Source organism: Thermus sp. NMX2.A1, assembly GCF_000511705.1.
Lineage (GTDB): Bacteria > Deinococcota > Deinococci > Deinococcales > Thermaceae > Thermus > Thermus scotoductus.
On sequence record NZ_ATNI01000074.1, the window covers coordinates 25,162 to 44,995 of the forward strand.

17 protein-coding genes and 2 tRNA genes are annotated in these 19,834 nt (G+C 65.4%); 12 read left to right on the forward strand and 7 right to left on the reverse strand.

Going from position 1 to position 19,834, the window contains the following annotated elements:
* Window positions 1–5: 5 nt before the first annotated feature.
* Window positions 6–458 (forward strand): HPP family protein, encoded by a 453-nt coding sequence (locus TNMX_RS07945; protein ID WP_038031108.1) that lies wholly within the window; start codon window positions 6–8, stop codon window positions 456–458.
* Window positions 458–1,621, forward strand: a complete 1,164-nt coding sequence (locus TNMX_RS07950; RefSeq protein WP_038031109.1) for a cation:proton antiporter — start codon at window positions 458–460, stop codon at window positions 1,619–1,621. The genes TNMX_RS07945 and TNMX_RS07950 overlap by 1 nt, the downstream gene beginning before the upstream one ends.
* On the opposite strand, the gene TNMX_RS07955 is transcribed toward TNMX_RS07950, so the two are convergent.
* Entirely contained in the window at window positions 1,611–3,251 is a 1,641-nt protein-coding gene (locus tag TNMX_RS07955) for a transglycosylase SLT domain-containing protein (protein WP_038031111.1), read from the reverse strand. The two genes, TNMX_RS07950 and TNMX_RS07955, sit on opposite strands and share 11 nt — an antisense overlap.
* Before the next feature lie 121 nt (window positions 3,252–3,372).
* Here TNMX_RS07955 and dnaB point away from each other — a divergent pair, with 121 nt between their 5' ends.
* The gene (gene dnaB, locus TNMX_RS07960; protein ID WP_038031112.1) at window positions 3,373–5,364 is read left to right on the forward strand and encodes a replicative DNA helicase; all 1,992 of its coding nucleotides are present in this window, start codon (window positions 3,373–3,375) and stop codon (window positions 5,362–5,364) included.
* Here dnaB and TNMX_RS07965 read toward each other — a convergent pair.
* Together TNMX_RS07965 and TNMX_RS07970 are read right to left on the reverse strand one after the other, a co-directional pair.
* Complete coding sequence (locus tag TNMX_RS07965; protein WP_038031114.1) at window positions 5,361–5,918, reverse strand: protoglobin domain-containing protein; 558 nt, start codon at window positions 5,916–5,918, stop codon at window positions 5,361–5,363. The genes dnaB and TNMX_RS07965 overlap by 4 nt on opposite strands.
* Before the next feature lie 101 nt (window positions 5,919–6,019).
* Window positions 6,020–10,498: a glutamate synthase-related protein gene (locus TNMX_RS07970; protein ID WP_038031116.1), complete on the reverse strand. Its 4,479-nt coding sequence runs from the start codon at window positions 10,496–10,498 to the stop codon at window positions 6,020–6,022.
* A 161-nt stretch (window positions 10,499–10,659) separates the two neighbouring features.
* On the opposite strand from TNMX_RS07970, the gene TNMX_RS07975 reads away from it, so the two are divergent.
* The 3 genes from TNMX_RS07975 to TNMX_RS07985 are packed head-to-tail and all read left to right on the forward strand — an operon-like array spanning window position 10,660 to window position 13,316.
* A complete protein-coding gene (locus tag TNMX_RS07975) occupies window positions 10,660–11,370 on the forward strand; it encodes a (Fe-S)-binding protein (protein ID WP_015717920.1) in 711 nt (236 codons plus the stop codon).
* Window positions 11,360–12,742 (forward strand): LutB/LldF family L-lactate oxidation iron-sulfur protein, encoded by a 1,383-nt coding sequence (locus TNMX_RS07980; protein ID WP_015717921.1) that lies wholly within the window; start codon window positions 11,360–11,362, stop codon window positions 12,740–12,742. Before TNMX_RS07975 ends, TNMX_RS07980 begins: the two co-directional genes overlap by 11 nt.
* 4 nt (window positions 12,743–12,746) lie before the next feature.
* Entirely contained in the window at window positions 12,747–13,316 is a 570-nt protein-coding gene (locus TNMX_RS07985) for a lactate utilization protein (RefSeq protein ID WP_015717922.1), read from the forward strand.
* Here TNMX_RS07985 and lepB read toward each other — a convergent pair.
* Both lepB and TNMX_RS07995 read right to left on the reverse strand, forming a co-directional pair.
* Window positions 13,301–14,107, reverse strand: a complete 807-nt coding sequence (gene lepB / locus TNMX_RS07990; RefSeq protein ID WP_038031118.1) for a signal peptidase I — start codon at window positions 14,105–14,107, stop codon at window positions 13,301–13,303. The two genes, TNMX_RS07985 and lepB, sit on opposite strands and share 16 nt — an antisense overlap.
* Window positions 14,104–14,859 (reverse strand): patatin-like phospholipase family protein, encoded by a 756-nt coding sequence (locus tag TNMX_RS07995; RefSeq protein WP_015717924.1) that lies wholly within the window; start codon window positions 14,857–14,859, stop codon window positions 14,104–14,106. The genes lepB and TNMX_RS07995 overlap by 4 nt, the downstream gene beginning before the upstream one ends.
* A gap of 49 nt (window positions 14,860–14,908) precedes the next feature.
* On the opposite strand from TNMX_RS07995, the gene TNMX_RS08000 reads away from it, so the two are divergent.
* On the forward strand, window positions 14,909–15,685 hold the full coding sequence (locus TNMX_RS08000) for a serine/threonine-protein kinase (RefSeq protein WP_038031120.1): 777 nt from the start codon (window positions 14,909–14,911) through the stop codon (window positions 15,683–15,685).
* A gap of 1 nt (window position 15,686) precedes the next feature.
* A complete protein-coding gene (locus tag TNMX_RS08005) occupies window positions 15,687–16,751 on the forward strand; it encodes a hypothetical protein (protein ID WP_038031122.1) in 1,065 nt (354 codons plus the stop codon).
* Between the two features lie 25 nt (window positions 16,752–16,776).
* Here TNMX_RS08005 and TNMX_RS08010 read toward each other — a convergent pair whose 3' ends face one another.
* On the reverse strand, window positions 16,777–17,874 hold the full coding sequence (locus TNMX_RS08010; RefSeq protein ID WP_038031124.1) for an N-acetylmuramoyl-L-alanine amidase: 1,098 nt from the start codon (window positions 17,872–17,874) through the stop codon (window positions 16,777–16,779).
* Between the two features lie 48 nt (window positions 17,875–17,922).
* Here TNMX_RS08010 and TNMX_RS08015 point away from each other — a divergent pair, with 48 nt between their 5' ends.
* Both TNMX_RS08015 and TNMX_RS08020 read left to right on the forward strand, forming a co-directional pair.
* Window positions 17,923–18,351, forward strand: a complete 429-nt coding sequence (locus TNMX_RS08015; RefSeq protein ID WP_026328999.1) for an OsmC family protein — start codon at window positions 17,923–17,925, stop codon at window positions 18,349–18,351.
* 5 nt (window positions 18,352–18,356) lie between these two features.
* Window positions 18,357–19,115, forward strand: coding sequence for a type III pantothenate kinase (locus tag TNMX_RS08020; protein ID WP_038031127.1), 759 nt, complete (start codon window positions 18,357–18,359; stop codon window positions 19,113–19,115).
* Here the strand turns inward: TNMX_RS08020 and TNMX_RS08025 are convergent.
* A complete protein-coding gene (locus TNMX_RS08025) occupies window positions 19,078–19,443 on the reverse strand; it encodes a hypothetical protein (protein WP_038031129.1) in 366 nt (121 codons plus the stop codon). The genes TNMX_RS08020 and TNMX_RS08025 overlap by 38 nt on opposite strands.
* A gap of 65 nt (window positions 19,444–19,508) precedes the next feature.
* Between TNMX_RS08025 and TNMX_RS08030 the strand changes: the two genes are divergently transcribed.
* Window positions 19,509–19,585: transfer RNA gene (locus TNMX_RS08030), tRNA-Asp, on the forward strand.
* 1 nt (window position 19,586) lies between these two features.
* A tRNA-Phe gene (locus TNMX_RS08035) sits at window positions 19,587–19,662 on the forward strand.
* The last annotated feature ends 172 nt before the right edge of the window (window positions 19,663–19,834 follow it).

Sequence of the window (19,834 nt, forward strand, 5' to 3'; positions counted from 1 at the left end):
AGCCCATGAAGGTAGCCGAACTCATGACCCCAAACCCCGACACCATCGGGCCGGAGGCCACCCTCGAGGAAGCGGCCCGGCGCATCCTGGAGAAGCGCTACGGTAGCCTTCCTGTGGTGGACCGAGAGGGATGCTTGCTGGGGCTACTCCAGGTGGAGGAACTCCTCCCCCACCCCGAAAACATCCCCTTCTCCGATGTGGAGGCCCTGCAGCTTTTCGGGGAGTGGGTAGATGGGGAGTTTTTGGAGGATATCTACCGGCGCTACCAGAAAACGCCGGTAAAGGCGGTGATGCGCACGGATATCCCCCGCCTGCATCCCGAGGACCCGGTGGGAACGGCTTTGCAAACCCTCCTCACCAGCGAGGTGCGCCACCTGCCGGTGGTGGACCAGGGCAATAGGGTGGTGGGCATCCTCACCCGGAGCGACTTCCTCAAGCTCATCCTAAGGAGGCGGTGATGCACGGAGCTGGGCACATCCTGGAGGTCTTCTACCTCATCCTGGCCGCCCAGGTCATGGCCTTCCTCTTCAAGCGCCTGAACCAACCCGTGGTTATCGGGGAGGTGCTGGCCGGTATCCTGGTGGGCCCCGCCCTCCTGGGCCTGGTCCACGAAGGAGAGATTTTGGAGTTCATCGCCGAGCTTGGGGCCATCTTCCTCCTTTTCATGGTAGGCCTTGAAACCCGGCTAAAGGACATCCTGGCCGTGGGCAAGGAAGCCCTTTTGGTGGCGGTCTTGGGGGTGGCCTTCCCCTTCGTGGGAGGGTACCTATTTGGTCTCCAAATCGGCTTTGCCACCCTGCCCTCCCTTTTTCTCGGCACCGCCTTGGTGGCCACCAGCGTGGGGATCACCGCTAGGGTGTTGCAGGAACTTGGGGTGCTTTCCCGCCCCTACGCCCGCATCATCCTGGGGGCTGCGGTCATTGACGACGTCCTGGGCCTCATCGTCCTGGCGGTGGTGAACGGGGTGGCCAAAACAGGGCAGGTGGAAACAGGGGCCATCCTGCAGCTCATCCTCCTTTCCGTGGTCTTCGTGGGCCTGGCCGTGGCCCTCTCGCCCCTTTTCGCCCGCTTGCCCTTAGAAAAACTCCCCGTGGGCAGCCCCATGGGCTTCGCCCTGGCTTTGGGAATCGGCATGGCTGCCCTGGCGGCCTCCATCGGCCTGGCCCCCATCGTGGGGGCCTTCCTGGGCGGGATGCTCCTCTCCGAGGTGCGGGAAAAGTACCGCCTCGAGGAACCGGTCTTCGCCATAGAAAGCTTCCTGGCCCCCATCTTCTTCGCCATGGTGGGGGTACGGTTGGAGCTTTCCGCCCTCATCTCCCCCGCCACCTTGGTGGCAGGCAGTGTAGTGACAGTTATCGCCATCCTGGGCAAGGTACTGGGTGGGTTCCTGGGAGCCCTTACCCAAGGAGTCCGCTCGGCCCTCACCGTGGGGGTAGGCATGGCCCCCCGGGGGGAGGTGGGTTTGATCGTAGCGGCCCTAGGGCTGGCAGCAGGGGCGGTGAACGAGGAGGAGTACGCCATCGTGCTCTTCATGGTGGTCCTCACCACCCTCTTCGCCCCCTTCGCCCTCAAGCCCCTCATCGCCTGGACGGAGAAGGAGCTGCGCCAGGCTAAGGAATAGCCCGGTAGGCGGCGTAGGCGGAAAGCACCTTAGCCAGGTACTCCCGGGGCTCATCCCGCTCCTGGAAGCGAAGGAAGGCGTAAAGACCACCTTCCCGGGCAATGCCCCTCAGGGTGTAGCCAACGCCTCCGTTATAGGCGGTTACGGCGCAGGCCACCTGTTCCAGGCCCCTATAGGCGGCGCACCTATCCATAAGCCAGCGCAGATAGCGGGCGGCGTAGCGGATGCTGGCCTCGGGGTCAAAGGGATCGGCAGGAGGCTCTCCCAGCATCCGGGCCACATCCTCCCAGGTGCTCCTTAGGAACTGGCCCAGGCCCAAGGCCCCCGTGGGGCTTACCGCCAGGGGGTCAAAGCGGCTTTCCACGTGGAGGAGGGCATAAAGCAGGTTGGGGTCTAAGCCCTCCTTCCCGGCATAGCCCTCCACCCATTCCCGGTAGGGGCGGGGGTAGGCCAAGGCCGTGGGCCAGGCGGCCCGGATGCCCTCCCGGTAGGCCCCCAGGCGGTAAAGGAGAGGGACCAGGGCAGGCCAGTCCCCAGGCCTTTGCCAAAGGGCGTAGCGCACCACCCCCCGGGCCCAGGCCTCCTTGCCGAAAGCCACCAGGGCCTCCACCAGGGAAGCCTCGGGAGGCGGCGAGGAAGAAGGGGCCGGGGGTGGAGGAAGAGGCTCCTTCCCCAGAAGAAGGCCCAGCCCACCCTGCACCAGGTTCAGGGCTTCCCTCCGGGATTCGGCTAAGCCCAGCTCCCCCGCCAGGAAGTAGGCCCGAAGGGCAGCGTCGTCGGCATAAGGGCTACCCCCCCGGCCTAGGTCCAGGTAGAGGGCCAGGGCTTGGCGCACGAGGCCTTGGCGCTCCAGGATTCCCGCGGCCCGCCAGAGGCCTTCTGGGGTGCTTCGCCGGTAGGCCTCCACCGCCTCGAGGATCCTTCCCATTTCCTCCAGGATCCGCCCCTGGGCGTAGCGGCTTTCCGGGTGGTCATAGCGAGCCAAGGCCTCCAGGGCCTCCTCGAGGTGTTCCCCTGACGGGGAAGCAGCCCTTCGCCCAAGCCGCCACAGGGCGTAACCCAGGCCCAGGTACCCCCTGGGGTCCCGCCTGGCCCACTCCCGGTAAAAGGGCAAAGCCTCCCCATAGCGCCCTAGCCGGAAAAGGGCCTGGGCGCGGAGGTCGGGACGCACCCCCAGGGGAAGAACCTGCAAAAGAGCCTCGTAGGCCCGCCCCTGGAAGAGGGCTTCCCAAAGCCTCTCCCCCTCCCCCAGGGAAAGGAGGGCGGCCACCGCCTCCCTTTCCGGAAGAAGCCTCTCCCAGGCGGAAAAGGCCCGGGGGTCTTGGGCTTCTAGGAGAAGGCGGGCCGCCTTTCGCCAAGCATCCTTGGCCTCCCAGCCCGGCTCAAAGGCCTTAACCCCCTCCAGGAAGAGGGCGTAGCGCCAGGCATACTCCGCCCGTTCTGCCAGGGGCACCTCCTCCCGGTCCACAAGCAACCAGCCCGAAAGCATCCGGGCATACCCTTCACCGCCCAGGGCCACCTGGCGCACCTCCTCCGCCACGCCCCTTTCCAGGCTGGCAAAGGGCTCAGGCAAAGCCTGGCTCCGGCAAGAGGTAAAGGCAATCCAGGAAAGGACCAGAAGCCACCGCACACCCCCACCCTAAGGGAAAAAGGTGAGAAAACCAAAGGCCTTGGCAAGCCAAGGCTTCCCTTAGGTATAGGCCCCTGGCAAAACCCGGGGGGGTGGGCGTAGCCTGGTAAGGCCTATGGGTATGGAAGGCCGTATTCCCCCCCACAACCTCGAGGCGGAACAGAGCGTCCTGGGGGCCATTCTCCTGGATTCCGATGTGCTGGACGAGCTGGAAGGCCTCCTCCCCTCCCCCGAGGCCTTTTACGCGGAGGCCCACCGCAAGATCTACGCCGCCATGCAGACCCTCAGGTCCCAGGGGAAGCCCGTGGACCTGGTGACCCTGGCGGAGGAGCTATCCCGCCGGGGGGAGCTGGAAGCCCTGGGAGGGGTCAGCTACCTGGTCCAGCTTTCCGAGGCCACCCCCACTGCCGCCTACGCGGAGCACTACGCCCGCATCGTGGCGGAGAAATGGACCCTACGAAAGCTCATCCAAGCGGCAGGCGAGGCCATGCGCCTGGCCTACGAGGAGGCGGGAAGCCTGGACGAGATCCTGGACACCGCGGGCAAGAAGATCCTCGAGGTGGCCCTCACCCAGACGGAAACCGAGGCCCGCTCCATCCGGGAGCTGGTCCACGAAACCTTTGAGCACATCGAGGCCCTCTTCCAGAACAAGGGGGAGGTCTCCGGGGTCCGCACCGGCTTCAAGGAACTGGACCAGCTCATCGGTACCTTGGCCCCGGGCTCCTTAAACATCATCGCCGCCCGCCCCGCTATGGGAAAGACCGCCTTTGCCCTCACCATCGCCCAGCACGCCGCCTTGAAGGAGGGCATTGGGGTGGGCATCTACTCCCTGGAGATGCCCGCCTCCCAGCTCACCCTGCGCCTCATGTGCTCGGAAGCCCGCATCGACATGAACCGGGTGCGCCTGGGCCAGCTCACGGACCGCGACTTCTCCCGCCTGGTGGACGTGGCGGGAAGGCTTTCCGAAGCCCCCATCTACATCGACGACACCCCAGACCTCACCCTGATGGAGCTCAGGGCCCGGGCCAGGCGGCTTAGAAGCCAGTACGAGGTGGGCCTTCTCATCATCGATTACCTCCAGCTCATGTCCGGCCCCGGGGCGGGCAAGCAGGGGGAGAACCGGCAGCAGGAGATCGCCGCCATCTCCCGCGGGCTTAAGGCCCTCGCCCGGGAGCTCAACGTGCCCGTGATCGCCCTAAGCCAGCTTTCCCGGGCGGTGGAGGCCAGGCCCAACAAGCGCCCCATGCTTTCGGACTTGCGAGAGTCGGGTTGCTTGGCTGGAGACACCTTAGTCCAGCTGGCCGATGGCTCAAGAAAACCCATACGCGAACTGGTAGGCAGGTCCGGGTTTCACGTTTTGGCCCTTAACGAAGCCACCATGAAGCTGGAAGCAGCCATGGTAAGCCGGGCCTTTGCCACAGGGGTAAAACCGGTCTTCGCCCTCACCACGCAACTGGGACGCCAAATCCGCGCCACCGCCAACCACAAGTTCCTAACCTCAAAGGGATGGAAGCGCCTGGATGAGCTTCGGCCTGGGGATTGGGTAGCCTTACCTCGGAGGCTAGATGTGGCCACCCAACAAACCCTTGGGGACGAGGAACTCGCCCTTCTCGGGCACCTCATCGGGGATGGTTGTGCCCTACCCCGTCACACTCTGCAGCAGGCATCAGGGCTTTCCCAGCGGGAACTCTACCGCGCCGTGGGCATGGCCTACGCAGGCAGCACGCTCTTTAGGCAAAACCTAAGCCGGGACCGGGCCGTGCGAATGGCCCACGCTGTGAAATCGGTGGCCTTAAGCCAGATGGCTACCAGCGATGTTTACTGGGACAAGGTAGCCTCCATCCAGCCAGACGGAATAGAGGAAGTATTTGACCTCACTGTCCCTGGCTTACACAACTTCATTGCCAACAACATCATCGTCCACAACTCCATCGAGCAGGATGCGGACCTCGTGATGTTCATCTACCGGGACGAGTACTATAACCCCCACTCGGAAAAGGCGGGGATCGCCGAGATCATCGTGGGCAAACAGCGAAACGGCCCCACGGGCACGGTGGAACTCCAGTTCCACGCCGCCCACGTGCGCTTCAACGACCTGGCCCGGGAGCCCTAGGAGTGGCCCGCCTGCAAAAGGGCAGCCGCCCCTTGGGCCAAGGCCTCCTTCAGGTCCCGGTGGCCAAGGGCCAGGCCCAGGGAGAGGGCCTCGAGGTAGCTTTCCTCAATAAGGGCAATCTCTATGGCGATGATCTTCTCAAAAGCCTCCACCGCGCTGTAGACCTCCGGGCCACGGAGGGCGGTGCGCAGGTGCTCGAGGGAGAGTTCCTGCACGATGCCTATGGCCGGAACCATAGCCCTGGGGCCGATGCCAAACCGGGCGTGCACCAGGCCAATCCGCCTGCGGCCTTCCGCATAGACCCGGTCGTAGGTGCCCCCGAAGAGCTCGGCATACCAGCGGGCAAAGGTGCCATAAAGCCGCTCCACCCTTCCAGGGACGGCATGGAGGATGGCCCCCAGCTCCTTATCCCGGCCCAGGTAGTCGTAAAAGGCCAAGGCCACCTCGGGGGCCAGGGGAATCATAAGGGCCCCCAGTTCGCGGAGCATGGCCGCATGTTCCTCGGTAAAGCCAGTGCGCCGCTTGAGAAGGTCCAGAAGGGCCCCGGGGTCCACGGGACAAATGTACCTTTCCCCACCCCCCTTCGTCTAGGGCAAAGACCCCAGGGGATAAGGCTCCCCTGGGGGGCAACCCAGCCGGATCATCAGAGTAGAGATTACTCCGTGCTCACCCCCTGCTCCACCTGCTGGTTCACGGGCTCCACCATGCGGAAGTGCTGGGCAGGATCCTCCAGAAGCTTCTCCAGGCGGGCCGCCTTCTCCTCCCGCTTGGCCTCCTTGAGGACCCGGATGTAGGCGGAAAGAAGCTCCCGCACATCCTCTATCCCCCTCAGGTCCAGGGGCTTCACCGCCACCTTGGCCCCCTTGGCCAGGCGGCGCTTCATGGCCTCCTCCGTGAGGCCCATCTCTGGCCAGTGGCGGAGGTAGACCCGCCCCCCAGTCATGCCCGAGCAGATCCAGGGCCCGGGGTCCCCCAGGACCAAGGCCCGCCCCCGGGTCATGTACTCAAAGGCAAACCCCTTGGCCTGGGCCCGGGCCGCCAGGTTGCCGAGCTCGTCCCTCAGGGGCCTTTCCGGCTCCCCGCCCAGGATGACATCCGCCCCGGAAAGCCGGATGCAGAAGCGGCTATCCGCCACCCCCTCCACGATGAGGAGGCCCCCTATGGCCCCGTAGGCGAAGCTCTTGCCCACGGAGCCATCCACATAGGCCCCGTAGGGGTTCCGGCCCTTGAGGATGGCCACGGTGCCCCCAAAGGCGCTCTTGGCCACCCCGTCCTGGGCCCCTCCTTCCACCACCACCTTCATGCCCTCGAGGTTAAAGGCCGCCAGGCCATTCCCGGCCACGCTTCCCGCATCAAAGCGGAGCTCCACCTCGGCGTCAAAGCCCTTGCCGTAAAGCCGCCTTCTTGCGATCTCCCCTGCCAGGTGGGCCCCCAGGGCGCGGTCGGTGGAGTTCACCGGGCCCTCCTGGAAGACCAGCTTGCGGCTTCCCTCCCCATAAGCCCCCATCACCACCTCGGTGATGGTGCGGGTGAGCTGGTTCAAGGGCTTCCTCAGCACATGGGCCGAGGTGTCCTTAAGCCACTCGGGCTCCTCCACGGGCAGGAAGAAGTAGGAAAGGTCCAGCTCCTCCAGGTGGTCCCGCTGGTAGAGGAGGTCCACCCGGCCCCTCAGCTCCCGAAGGGAGCGGGCCCCCAAGGCGGCCACCAGCTCACGCAGGGCCTCCCCCTTGGCCTCAAAGAAACGGGTGAGGTGCTCCACCGCCCGGTCCAGGTCCTGGGGCACGAAGCGCTTTAGCCCGTGGGCCAAAGCCTCCTCCAGCGTCTCGATCTGGGTGGTGATGCCCACGTGGCAGGTATCCAGCTGGCATCCCCGGCAGATGGTGCAGCCGATGGCCACCATGGCCATGGTGGCCATGCCCACCCGGTCCGCCCCCAGAAGGACCATGCGGAGCACATCGTAGGCGGTCTTAAGGCCACCATCCGCCCAGATCTCCACCCGGTCGCGAAGCCCGGCCCGCACCAAGGCCCGGTGGGCCCGCCGCACCCCGATCTCCACGGGAAGCCCCGCATACTTGAGGGCATGGAGCCTGGCCGCCCCCGTCCCCCCCTCAAACCCCGAGAGGGTGATGACATCCGCCCCCGCCTTGGCGATTCCCACGGCGATGGTGCCGATCCCGGGGATGACGGGCACCTTCACGGAAACCAGGGCCTTGGGGTTCACCGTCTTCAGCTCTTCGATGAGCTGGGCTAAGTCCTCGATGGAGTAGAGGTCGTGGTTGTTGGAGGGGCTGATGAGGTCCACCCCGGGCACGGCGTTGCGGGCGGCGGCCACCTTGGGGGAAACCTTCTTCCCCGGCAGGTGCCCTCCCTCCCCCGGCTTGGCCCCCTGGCCGATCTTGATCTCGATGACCGCGGCGGAGTTCAGCATGTAGGCGTGGACGCCAAACCGGCCCGAGGCCACCTGCTGGCCGCGCCAGTGGGTGTACTTGCCCAGCATGTCGGGGATCTCCCCACCTTCCCCGTTGATGCAGAGCATGTTGAGGCGCTTGGCCGCCTCCACATAGGCGCGGAAGGAGGCCTCCCCTTGGGAACCGAAGCTCATGGCGCTGATCAGGAAGGGCAGGGAGTGGCCCCCCACGGAAAGGTCCACCTCCTCGGGGGAAACCTCGCTCCTTTCGGGGAAGCGCACCTCCAGAAGCTGCCTGGCCGCCACCGGGCTTTCCCGTTCCAAGGAGCGGACCTTTTCCTGGAAGTGGCTATAAGGGGCCTGGCCGCTTGCCACCTCCTGGGCCGCCTTGTAGATCCTGGGGTTGAAGCGGAAGTCCTTGGCGGGCATGACCTTCTCCGCCCGGAAGAAGCCCTCCCGCTCCAAAAGGGTGCGCTCCAGCTCCAAAAAGCCGTATCCTCCGGTCTCCGAACCCAGGAAGTTCCGGGTGCCGAAGTACTCGGCCAGCTCCGGCTTGAGCCCGATGGCGCTGAAGATCTTCCCGTAGCCCCGAAGCTCGTGGATGCCCATGGTGGAGATGACCTTCTCCAGGCCCTTGCGCAGGGCCTCGAGGACATTGGCCACCCCCTTCCTCCCCTCCAGGGCCCGGGCCTTCTCCTCAAGAAGCCAGGGGGCCACCGCCTCCGCCCCCAGGCCCAGGAGGAAGGCCACGTCGTGAAGGTTCCTCACCCCTCCCGAGTGCACCAGGATGGAGGTACGCCGCCTCAGGGCGATCCCCTCGGCATCCCGCTTCATGAGGGCCCGGTTCACCGCCGCCACCGCCAGGCCGATATCGATCCAGATCCCACCCTGGAAGGCCCCCCGGTCGGAGAGGATGAGGACCTCGGCCCCTTCCTCCACCGCCTTAACCGCCTCCTCCTCCAGGCGCTTAAGCCCAAGAAGAAGCCCCTCCTCCACACCGAACTGGGGCACGAGGGTGGCGGTCTTGAAGCGGGATTTCACCTCACCCAGGGTCAGGGTGCCGAAGCCTTCCGCCAGGCCCTGGTCCTCCTCCAAAACGATGGGCAAAAGAAGCTCCTCCACCCTTCCCCCACCCCGTCCGTCGGGAAGAGGGCGCCGGCCCAGGAGGGTGCGGGTGGAGAAGTGCTCGATTTCCCGCTCCCGGTCGATGGCCGGGTTGGTCACCACCGCCACGGTCTCCTTGAAGAACTCGGAGAGGTTGGGCTTCTCCGGGTTCAAGGCGGCCAGGGGACCGTCGTAGCCCAGGGAGCCGATGGGCTCGTTGCCGGTCTTGGTCAGGGCCTCGAGGTAAGCTCCATCCCACCGGTCCCAGCCGAAGGCCCGCTCCAAGCCCAACGGGGGCGGGGCCGGCTTCTCCTCCACCTGGGGCTCGCTCCCCCCGGCCACGGGGGGCGGAGCCTGGCGGATGGGCCCCGAAAGGTGGACCCGGTACCCTGCCACCGGGGTGCGGGCGGCGATCCGCTCCAGCACCAGGCGCTGGTGGCGGTCAAAGGGAAGGACCCGGGGGCCCTCCGGGGTCAGGCGCAGGTAAACCTTTTCCCCGGGAGCCAGGGGCTTGGGTTCGCCCACAAACTCCTCGGCGTTGAAAACCCCCCTTTCGGAGGAGAAGACGATCTCGTAAGGCGTTTCGAACTGCCAGAGGGGCCTCAAGCCCATGGCGTCGGTGGCGAAGACCGCCTCGTCCCGGTGGCGGCTCACGATGGCGGCAGGCCCCTGGGCCAGGGGGCCAAAGCGCTGGCGCAGGGCCAGGTACAGGTCCTGAAGCTCAGGGGCGAGCCCCTTCACCTCCCCCAGCACAGGGGGGAAGACCAGGTCCATGGCCTCGGGCAGGGAAAGCCCGTAGCGGTAGATGAGCCCCTCCAGCATGCGGTTCAGGTCCTGGGAGTCCGAGCCCCCGGTGCGGGGGATGCCCAGGTAATCCAGCTCCCGCCTGAGGCGCTCGATGGTATTGATCTCCCCGTTGTGGCCCAGAAGGCCAAAGGGCTGGACCTGCTCGAAGGTGGAGAGGGTGTTGGTGGAGTAGCGGTTGTGCCCAAGGGCAATGGCGCTCTTAAACTCGGGGCGGGAAAGCTCGGGGTAGTAGCGCTTCAAAAGCTCCGCCGCCCCCCGCACCTTGTAGACCACGCTGTAGGTGGAAAGGGAAACCACGTGGACGGGGAAGCTGGCCTCGAGCCTCAGGCCCAGCTCCCACAGGGGACCGTCCCCATCGGGGCTAAGCCCCGCCACCTGGAGGAAGATGGGCTCCGTGCGACGGCCCACGGGGCCCAGAACCTCGCTCACCACCTCCCCCCGGCGGAAGAGGACCGGGCGCACCCCAAGGGGCTGGCCCTCCCGCCTCAGGAGCTCGTAGAACTCCTCGAGGCGCCCCGCCTCGGTTTTGGGCAGGAAAAAGTGCCCCACGAAGAAGCGGGGGTTAAAGGCCAGCTCCGGCTCGAGCCCCGCCTCCTCCAGGAAGCGGGTCCATAGCTCCCGGGGGATATCGGTCTGGATGCCTGTCCCATCCCCTTCTCCCCGGATGGCCCCTGCCCGGTGGGCCATGCGGTACAGGCTTTCCAGGGTCCTCCGCACGATGCGGTGGGAGGGCTTGCCGCTTTTTTCCGCCATGGCGATGATGCCGCAGGCATCCTGGCCTAAGGGGATATCCGGGTAGGCTTCCTTCCAGGTCATCTTGGGGCTCCTTCTTTACGCTCGGGGTCTGGTGTAGGCAAAGGTATGCACGTCGTTCCTGGGATTATACACCCCCCTGGGGGTAGGGTCAAGGCGTTTGTTCCAACCCCCGCGAGCAGTCAAGCCCCCTTGGTCTGGCCAAGCCGTTAGTATAGGGGCAAATGCGGGTAGCCCTCTTCATCACCTGCCTGGCCGATCAGTTCTACGCGGAAGCGGGGGTGGCCACGGTACGCCTCCTGAGGGCCTTAGGGGTGGAGGTGGACTTCCCCAAGGAGCAGACCTGCTGCGGCCAGCCTGCCTTCAACGCCGGCCACTGGAACGAGGCCCGGTCCCTGGCCCAGCGGACCGTAGGCATCTTCCAGGATGCCGAGTACGTGGTCCTGCCCTCGGGAAGCTGTGCCAGCATGGTGAAAAACCACTACCTCGAGCTTCTTCCCGGGGACGGGGAAGCCCTTAGGCTTTCGGAGAAGACCTACGAGCTATCCCGGTTCCTGGTGCGGGTGCTGGGCGTGACCGAGCTGGGGAAGGGGCTTCAGGGGAAAACCATAGCCTACCACCACGGCTGCCACGCCTTGAGGGAGCTTGGGGTCCAGGAGGAACCCCTTTTGCTCCTGAAAAACAGCGGGGCGGAGATCCTCCCCTGGGAGGCGGCGGAGGAGTGCTGCGGCTTTGGGGGGCTCTTCTCGGTGAAGCTTCCCGAGGTCTCCCTGGCCATGGCCGACCGCAAGATCTCCACCCTGCCCAAGGCGGATGCCCTCACCTCCACGGACGCCGGCTGCCTCCTCCACTTAACCGGACGCATGGGCAAGCAGGGAAGGAACATGCGGGTGGTTCCCCTGGCCACCCTTCTATGGGAGGCGTATGCAGGTTAAGGCCAAGCTCTACCCCAAGGAAGCCGCCAGGCTCCTAAGGGAACACCCCGGGGTGCGGGAGGCGGTCACCGGAGCCACCCTGCACTTCGAGGCCAACCGCAAGAGAGCTTACCAGGAGATCGACGCCGAGGCCTGGCGGGAAAGGGCCAGGAGGGTCAAGGACCACCTCCTCACCCACCTGGACCATTACCTGGAGCTAGCGGAAAAGCGGCTACAGGAAAAGGGTGTCCGGGTGCACTGGGCGGAAGGCCCAGAGGAAGCCCACCGCATCCTGAGGGAGATCGTGGCCCGCCACGGGGTGAAGCGGGCGGTGAAGGCCAAGAGCATGCTCACGGAGGAGCTTGGGGTGAACCCTCTTCTCGAGTCCCTGGGGGTGGAGGTGTACGAAACCGATCTCGGGGAATACCTGATCCAGCTCCTGGGGGAACCTCCAAGCCACATCGTAGGCCCGGCCATCCACCTGGCCCTTACCGACATCCAAAGGCTTTTCCACCAGCGCTTCGGTACCCCCCTGGACGCCTCCCCCGAGGCCCTGGCCGCCGTGGCCAGGAAGGTCCTGCGGGAAGCCTTCCTCACTGCCGACCTGGGCATCAGCGGGGCCAACTTCCTGGTGGCGGAAACCGGTACCCTGGCCCTCATGGAGAACGAGGGGAACATCCGCCTTTCCACCAGCCTCCCCAGGGTGCACGTGGCCTTCGTGGGGATCGAAAAGCTCCTCCCCCGCTTTGCCGACCTGGCCCTCTTCCTCCCCCTCACCGCCCGGGCGGCCACGGGGCAGCGGCTTTCCACCTACGTCTCCCTCATCCAGGGCCCGGCGAAGGAGGGAGAGGAGGGGCCTAGGGAGGTCCACGTGGTCCTGGTGGACCACGGCCGCACCACCCTTCTCCACGACCCCGAGGCCTGGGAGGTCTTGCGGTGCCTCCGTTGCGGGGCCTGCCTGAACGCCTGCCCCGTCTACCGCCAGACCGGGGGGCACCCCTACGGCTACGTCTACTCGGGGCCCATCGGGGCGGTTCTGGACCCCGGGCTCCTGGGCCTCGAGGACACCTACCCCCTTCCCTACGCCTCCACCCTCTGCGGAGCCTGCTACGAAGCCTGCCCGGTGAAGATCCCCATCCCCAAGCTTCTCCTCACCTGGCGGCAGAGAGCGGTGGAGCGGGGCCTCGCCCCCACCTGGGAAAAAGGTGCCATGCAGGCCTTTTCCAAGGTGATGCAAAGCCCAAGCCTCTACCGGCTTTTCTCCAAGGCCTTAAGGGGCCTCCCCCTGCCCCAGGACCTCCTTCCCCTTCTTAAGGCCTGGACCGAAGGACGGGGTCCCTTACGGCCCAGCCCCAAGCCCTTCCACGAGCTTTGGCAGGAACTCAAGGAGTAAGGCCATGGACGCCAAATCCCGCATCCTAAGCCGCATACGGCATGCCCTTAAGGAAAGGCCCAAGGCCCTTCTCCCCGAGCATCCCCACCCGGCTTTTTCCCAAGATCCCCTGGAGTTTTTCCTAAAACGCCTGGTGGAGAACGGGGCTGAAGGCCACCTCGTGGATAAGGAAGGGGCCAGGAAGCTTCTTGCTGACCTAGCCCAGGGACTTCCCGGGGCCGCTTACGGCAAAGGGGTACCCGACGCCCTCCGCCTCCTGCCGGAGCTTCCTCCCGAAGAGGCCCCCTTAGGGGTTTCCCGGGCCCTCTTCGCCGTGGCGGAAACGGGTACCGTGGCCCTTTCCTCGGAGGATGGCAGGAGGGCCCAGCTCTTGCCCCCCGTTCACCTGGTCCTGGTGGAGGAAGAGCGGGTTTATCCCAGCCTCCTCGAGTCCTTTTTGGACCTGAAATCCCTTCCCAGCGCCATAGGCCTTCACTCTGGCCCCTCCAAAAGCGCCGACATCGGCCAGGTGATGGTCAAAGGGGTGCACGGCCCCGGCCGGTTGGTGGTGGCCGTGCTTCAGGGCACCTGGTAGGCGGGGGGTGGGGAAAGCCTCCTCAGGTTCAGGCGAATCTTCCCCTCCTCCCACACGAAGATGGGCCACCACACGAAGCTGGCCCTCCCACCTATGGCCCTCATGTGCACCGGACCAAAGGTACGGGAGTCCTCAGAACCCCCCAGGGTACGGTTATCCCCCATGACGAAGTAGTACCCCTTCTTGAGGCGGATTTTCCCCACCTCGCAGGCCTCGGTGAGGCGGCTTCGGGCCAGGACCTCCTGGGAAGGGGGCAGAAGCATCTCCCTAAGGGGTTTCAAATAGGCGGGAAGAAGCTCCACCGGGAAATCCCCTTGCTGGGTGAGGATTCGGGTCATGCGCCCGTCCTTGTAGCACACCCCGGGGAAAGAGTCGGGCCAGGGAGCGATGCGGTCGGTGATGTGCCTCTCGTCCAGGGGCTTGCCGTTGACGTACACCACTCCCCGCTCCACATAGACCTCGTCCCCGGGTACCGCCACGATGCGCTTGATGAAGAAGGCCCTGAAGCTAAAGCCCAGGATGGGAAAGCGGGCGGTGGCGTTTGGGGTGCCCTCCGGAGGTTTCAGGATGGCGATCTCCCCCCTTCGCCAATCCATCAGGCCGAAGCGCACCAACCAGGTTTCCCACTTGGGCACCAAAACCCGCTCCCCGTTTTGCAGGGTGGGAAACATGCTCTGCCCCACCACCCCCACGGTGGTGAAGACAAAGGTGGTGACCAAAAACGCCACCAGGAGGGCTTCCCCCACCTGGCGGAACCACTCCTTGAAAAGATACTCCCAAAACGCCTTCATACCCCTCCCACTCTACCCTTTATGACTTGCCTTGCCGCCTTACGCCCTGCTTCCACAATCTCCTCCAGCCGGCGGAAGTCCTCTATACCCACCCCAGCCAGATGGGGCCGCACATACACCTCGGGGGCATACAGGGTGAGGCGGACCGAGGTGAGGTGGAGCTGCATGAGGTCCACCGCCCGCCGGGCCAGGGCCAGAAGGCCCCTGGGAGCCCCTGCCACCTCCCGCTCCGGCGTGACATCCACGGCCCAGACCTCTGTGGCCCCCAAAAGGCGGGCGGCGTCCACCGGCAGGTTGTCCAGGACCCCCCCATCAAAGAGGATTTGCCCCTCCCGCTCCACCGGGGCAAGAAGCCCCGGATAAGCGGCGGAGGCCAGGATGGCGCTTGGCAGATCCCCCTGGGTGAGAAAAAGAAGCCTCCCCGAAACCAAGTCCACGGCGGTGACCGCCAGGGGCTTCTTCAGCGCGTCAAAGCTCTTGGGCAGGTGTTCCGCTAGGAAGTCCAATAGCTTTCGCCGGGAAAAGATCCCCTCCCGGGGCGAGAAGCCCAAAAGGCCAAGCCAGGGGGTCCGGCGGGCTAAGGCCAGCATCTCCTCCGGGGTTTTGCCCGCGGCGAAAAGCGCCCCCACGATGGCCCCCATGCTGGTCCCCGCCACCACCTGGAAGTCCAAACCCGCTTCCAGGAAGACCTCGAGGGCCCCGATGTGGGCAAGCCCCCTGGCCCCCCCACCGGAAAGCGCCAAACCGCGCACGCCAAAAATCCTAACGGCTTCTGGGTGAAAGAGGTGAGGGCTGGATATAGTGGAGGCGGTGAGCCTGGCGGGGAAGGTCCTTCTGAACCGATACCGGGTGGTGCGCCCCTTGGGCCAGGGCGCCTTGGCCACCGTCTACCTGGCCTTCGACCGCTTCGGCACCCCTTACGCCCTCAAGGTCTTCCCCAGGGGAGCCGAGGCCAGGCGGAATCGGGAGTTCTGGGTAGGGAAGCAGCTTTCCCACCCCAACCTGAACCCGGTTCTGGAGAGCCTGGACCTCGAGGAAGGCCCCGCCCTTCTTCTGGCCTACGCCCCTGGGGAGGAGATGGGGCGCTGGATGGGGCGCCGCCCCGAGCGCCCTCGGGCCTTATACGTCTTCCGCCAGCTCCTCCTGGCCCTCGCCCACATGCACGGAAAGGGCTTGGTGCATCGGGATGTGAAGCCGGAGAACATCATCGTGGCGGGAACGGACGAGGCCAAGCTGGTGGACTTTGACCTCTCGGGGCCAGCCCTCGAGGCCTTCAAGAAACCCTTAAGGGTGGGTACCCTTCCCTACCTGGCCCCCGAACAGGTCCTGGGGCAAAGCCCGGGCCCCGAGGCGGATGTGTACGCCGCGGGCATCATCCTGTACTGGATCCTCTCCGGGGAACATCCCTTTGTGGGGAGGCCGGAGGAGGTCCTCCTCGGCCACCTCCAGGAACCCGTTCCCCCTGTCCCCGGCCTGGCCCCTCCGCAGCAGGCCTATCTGGAGCGCCTCCTGGCCAAATCCCCCAAGGAACGCTTCCCCTCGGCAAAGGAGGCCCTCGAGGGGTTTCCCTTCCCTTGAAATGGCTTCCTGCTGGATCCTCTCCACCCTTCTGGGCTCCGCCCTTTTCGCAGGGCTGGGGGAGGTGGCGGTGGGGCGGCTTCTGGTGGAGGGGGGCCACCAAGCCCTGGTGGTGACCCAGGAGGGAGCCCACATTCTGGCAAAGAAGGACTCCGCCTTCTATGGGCTCGCCCGTACACCCGAGGGGTTCCTGGCCGTGGGCCACCTGGGAAAGAGCCTCCTCCGAGTGGGGCTGGACCCCAACGGGAAGCCCCTTTGGGCCGAAGCCGGCGGCCAGGGGATCCTCTGGGGAACGGATGGCCGCTTCGCCTGGGGAGGGTATATGGGCCCTGGGGGCTGGGAGGCTTTGGTGCTAGACCTGCTTGGGGAAAGGGCCTTCCACCTTCCCCTGCCCGGCCAGGGGTACGCCTATGGGGGCTTGTACCGACAGGGCGTTCTTTTCCTGGTGGGCCGGGTGGAGGGAGCGGGAGGATTTGACGGCTTCCTTCTGGGCTTTCCGGTGGCCCGCCCCAAGCAGCCCTGGGCCTACGGGTACCGTAGCGGCTGGCCGGAGAACGACTATCTCCGCTTCCTGGGAGAAAGAGGGGCAGTGGGCCGGCTGGAGGTAAGCGGGGATTCCGAGGGGCTCCTTTTGGACTGGCTGGGCCTTAGCCAGGGAAAGGCCCGGCTCCTTCGCCGCCCTGGCTTTGACTATCTCAGGGTCTGGCGCGGGGCCTTCCTGGTGGGGGAGGCGGAGGTGGACGGGGTTTTGGAGGGCCTCTGGATCGGCCCACAGGGAGCCCAGCACGCAGGGGGTCCCATGGCCTCCTTGCGCGCCCTGGATCCTCCTTTGGCCTACGGGTACTCCTACCGCTCCCTTTTCCAGGGAGAGGGTTTGGTCCTGAACCTGGAGGAACAGGTGGGTAGACCCCTGGCTTACCGCTTCGAGGCCCTACGGCTTCCCTGGTTGCCCTTCAGGGCTAGGCCCAGTGCCCTCTCCCTAACCTGGAAACCCGTGGCCTGGAACCCCGAACCCACTCTAGGGCTCAACGCCTGCCCTCCTGGCCCCGATCCCAGACCGGACTGAGCCTTCCCTTCCCCCTCCCTAGCCCTCAGCGGGCATAGGCCCCGTTGGCCAGGAAGGTAAGGATCCCGGAAAGAAGCCCCTGGGCCACCTTCTCCCGGTAGGCCGGGTCGGCAAGCCTTCGCCCCTCTGCCGGATGGTCCCCAAAGCCCATCTCCACCAAGACCGCCGGTACCTTGGCGTAGCGAAGCACGAAGAAGTCGCCCGGGAAGGTCCCCCGGAAGGGGCTCCCTGTGGTCTGGGAAAGCTTCCTCCCTAAGGTTTCCGCAAGGCGCTGGCTGTAGCGCTGGTTGGCCTGGGCCACGATGTCGGAAAGGATTCTCTCCGCCACGGTACGGGCCTCCTGGGTAAGGCGCTTTCCCAACTCCCCGCCGCCGTTTTCCCGGATCACTTGGGTCAAAACCCGGGCATCCTGGGCCCGGCCAAAGTAAAACACCTCCACCCCTTGGGCGGTGCGGGTGGGCGTGGCGTTCACGTGGAGGGAGATAAAAAGGTTCACCTGGGAGCTATCCGCCAGGGCCGCCCGCCGGGAAAGGTCCTCCCGCTTGTCCGGGGACAGGTGCATATCCCGGTCCCGGGTGAGGCGCACCTCTATTCCCTCCCTTTCCAGCAGGCGCTTGAGGCGAAGGGCCACATCCAGTACCACCTCTTTTTCCACCACATACCCCACCATCCCCGGGTCCACCCCCCCGTGGCCAGGGTCCAGGAGGACCACGGGTTTGGGCGGCTTGGGGGGTCGGTTGCGGGGGGGGTCCGAAGCAGGCTTGGCCGGGGAAGCGGCCTCCTTCTTGAGCGTTAAGTCCACCACCAACCGGTCAGGGTCGGTATAGCGCACCACCTTGGCCTCCACCGGCCCCTTCAGGCGCACCACCACCCGCACCCCTTCCCCCTCCGGGATGGTCTCTATGGAAACCACCTCCGGGGAGTTCACCACCTGGTCCAAGGGAGATGCCTTAACCCCCTTCAAGACCAAAACCAGTTGGCCGTTTTCCTGAGAAAGGGTATGTTGTACCTCCTTAGAGGGCAGGTCAAAGACCAGGCGGGTAAAGCCCTCGTGTACCCCCACGCGGGGAAAGGCCCAGGCCAGGCTCCATACCAAGGCAAAAACCAGAAGCAATACCCGCATCTACGCCCATTCTAGCGGGAAAGGTTAAAGCCTGATAAAATCCGGCTCATGACGAAGAAGGTCGTGATCCACCATCTGGTAGGCCACCGCTTCCTGGGAATGAACGAGCAAGGGGACAAGGTGATGATCGACGGGGACCAGCCCGCCACCGGCCCCCGTCCCATGGAGCTCCTCCTCATGGCCCTAGGGGCCTGCACCGCCTACGACGTGGTGGACATCATGAAGAAGAAAAAGCAGCCCCTGGCCCGCTACCGGGTGGAGGTGGAGGGCATCCGGGCGGAAACCCACCCCAGGCGCTACACCCACATCACCGTCACCCACATCGCCTCAGGGCCCAACGTGACCCTGGAGGCCCTCGAGCGCGCCGCCCACCTTTCCCACACCAAGTACTGCTCCGTTTCCGCCAGCCTCAACGCCGAGATCACCGTCAAGGTGGTGCTGGAGCCCTGGGAAGAAGGCCAAGAGACCCAAGGCTAAGCGCCATGCTCCTAGCCATAGACATCGGCAACACCTCCACCGCCCTTGGGGTCTTCTCCGGGGAGGATCTCGTCGCCCACTTCCGCATCCACACCGATCGGATGCGCATGGAAAGCGAGTACCGGGTAATGCTAAGAAATCTCTTCGCCCTGGAAAACCTCCCCCCTCCCAATGCCGCCCTCCTCTCCAGCGTGGTGCCCCCCGTGGAGAGGGAGATGAAGGAAGCCATAGAGAAGCTCTTCAGCATCAAAGCCCAGGTGGTGGATGCCGGGGCCACAGGGCTCGAGGTGTGCATAGACAACCCCAAGGAAGCTGGCACCGACCGCCTGGTGAACGCCGTGGGCGCTTTGGGCTACGAAAGCCCCACGGGCCGCTACATCGTGGTGGACTTCGGCACCGCCACCACCTTTGACCTGGTAGAGGCCCCCAACCGCTACCTGGGCGGGGCCATCACCATCGGCCCCCAGACCGCCGCCGACGCCCTGGCGGCCAGGACCGCCAAGCTCCCCCGCATAGACCTGGTCCCTCCCACCCAGGTGGTGGGCAAGAACACCCTGGACGCCCTGCGCTCGGGCCTGGTCCTGGGCTATGCCGCCTTGGTGGAGGGCATGGTGCGCCGCTTCAAGGAGGAAGCCGGAGAAGCCCTGGTGATCGCCACCGGGGGCTTTGCGGAAACCCTAAGGGATCTCTGCCCTTCCTTTGACGTGGTGGACGAGGACCTAACCCTTAAAGGCCTTCTTCGCATCCACAAGGGGCAAGGGTAAACCAGTACACCCACCGCCCCTCTTCCGGGAGAAGGGCATACCGGTGCCCCTCCACCCGGTAGCACCCCAGGTCCCGCCAGAGACCGGGCCGCTCCCGGAGGAAGACCCTAAGCGGGGTGCCTCTTTTCTGGGCCAAAAGCAGGCAAAGATTTCCCCCAACGGGCTCCTGGTTTCCCCGCTTGCCCTCCCCCTGGTAGAGGATGCGGCCATCGGGCAAGAAAACATTCCGGTACCCCGACTCCCCCCGGTCCACCAAGAGGCTACGCTTCCCTATGCCCTTCCGGGTCCTGTGGTAGGCGAAGACCTCGCTCCAGCTTAAGCTTGACACCGCCCTTTCCCCCGGCTATCATCCTAAGTGCCCGGTCGGACGCCCCCGACCCGGCAACAACCTAAGGCCCCGTGGTGTAGTTGGTTAACACACCCGCCTGTCACGTGGGAGATCGCGGGTTCGAGTCCCGTCGGGGCCGCCAGGCCGAGGTAGCTCAGTTGGTAGAGCATGCGACTGAAAATCGCAGTGTCGGCGGTTCGATTCCGCCCCTCGGCACCAGGGAGAAAGCCAAACCGCCCTCCTGAAGAGGGCGGCTTTCCTTTGTTCCTACCCGGGATTGACCCTTTTGCTACACTACCCCTCAAGGGGGTGGGAACCTGGAAGGAAACCCTACGGATTCCGGGTGGGCATTCAGATAAAAGATTTCTCGGCGCAGAAGGCATTGATTTTT

Excerpts from the sequence above, each read along its gene's own strand:
- TNMX_RS07945 (WP_038031108.1), top strand. The coding sequence starts at position 6 with ATGAAGGTAGCCGAACTCATGACCCCAAACCCCGACACCATCGGGCCG.
- TNMX_RS07950 (WP_038031109.1), top strand. The coding sequence starts at position 458 with ATGCACGGAGCTGGGCACATCCTGGAGGTCTTCTACCTCATCCTGGCC.
- dnaB (WP_038031112.1), top strand. The coding sequence starts at position 3,373 with ATGGAAGGCCGTATTCCCCCCCACAACCTCGAGGCGGAACAGAGCGTC.
- TNMX_RS07970 (WP_038031116.1), bottom strand. The coding sequence starts at position 10,498 with ATGACCTGGAAGGAAGCCTACCCGGATATCCCCTTAGGCCAGGATGCC.
- TNMX_RS07975 (WP_015717920.1), top strand. The coding sequence starts at position 10,660 with ATGCGGGTAGCCCTCTTCATCACCTGCCTGGCCGATCAGTTCTACGCG.
- TNMX_RS07980 (WP_015717921.1), top strand. The coding sequence starts at position 11,360 with ATGCAGGTTAAGGCCAAGCTCTACCCCAAGGAAGCCGCCAGGCTCCTA.
- TNMX_RS07985 (WP_015717922.1), top strand. The coding sequence starts at position 12,747 with ATGGACGCCAAATCCCGCATCCTAAGCCGCATACGGCATGCCCTTAAG.
- lepB (WP_038031118.1), bottom strand. The coding sequence starts at position 14,107 with ATGAAGGCGTTTTGGGAGTATCTTTTCAAGGAGTGGTTCCGCCAGGTG.
- TNMX_RS08005 (WP_038031122.1), top strand. The coding sequence starts at position 15,687 with ATGGCTTCCTGCTGGATCCTCTCCACCCTTCTGGGCTCCGCCCTTTTC.
- TNMX_RS08010 (WP_038031124.1), bottom strand. The coding sequence starts at position 17,874 with ATGCGGGTATTGCTTCTGGTTTTTGCCTTGGTATGGAGCCTGGCCTGG.
- TNMX_RS08015 (WP_026328999.1), top strand. The coding sequence starts at position 17,923 with ATGACGAAGAAGGTCGTGATCCACCATCTGGTAGGCCACCGCTTCCTG.
- TNMX_RS08020 (WP_038031127.1), top strand. The coding sequence starts at position 18,357 with ATGCTCCTAGCCATAGACATCGGCAACACCTCCACCGCCCTTGGGGTC.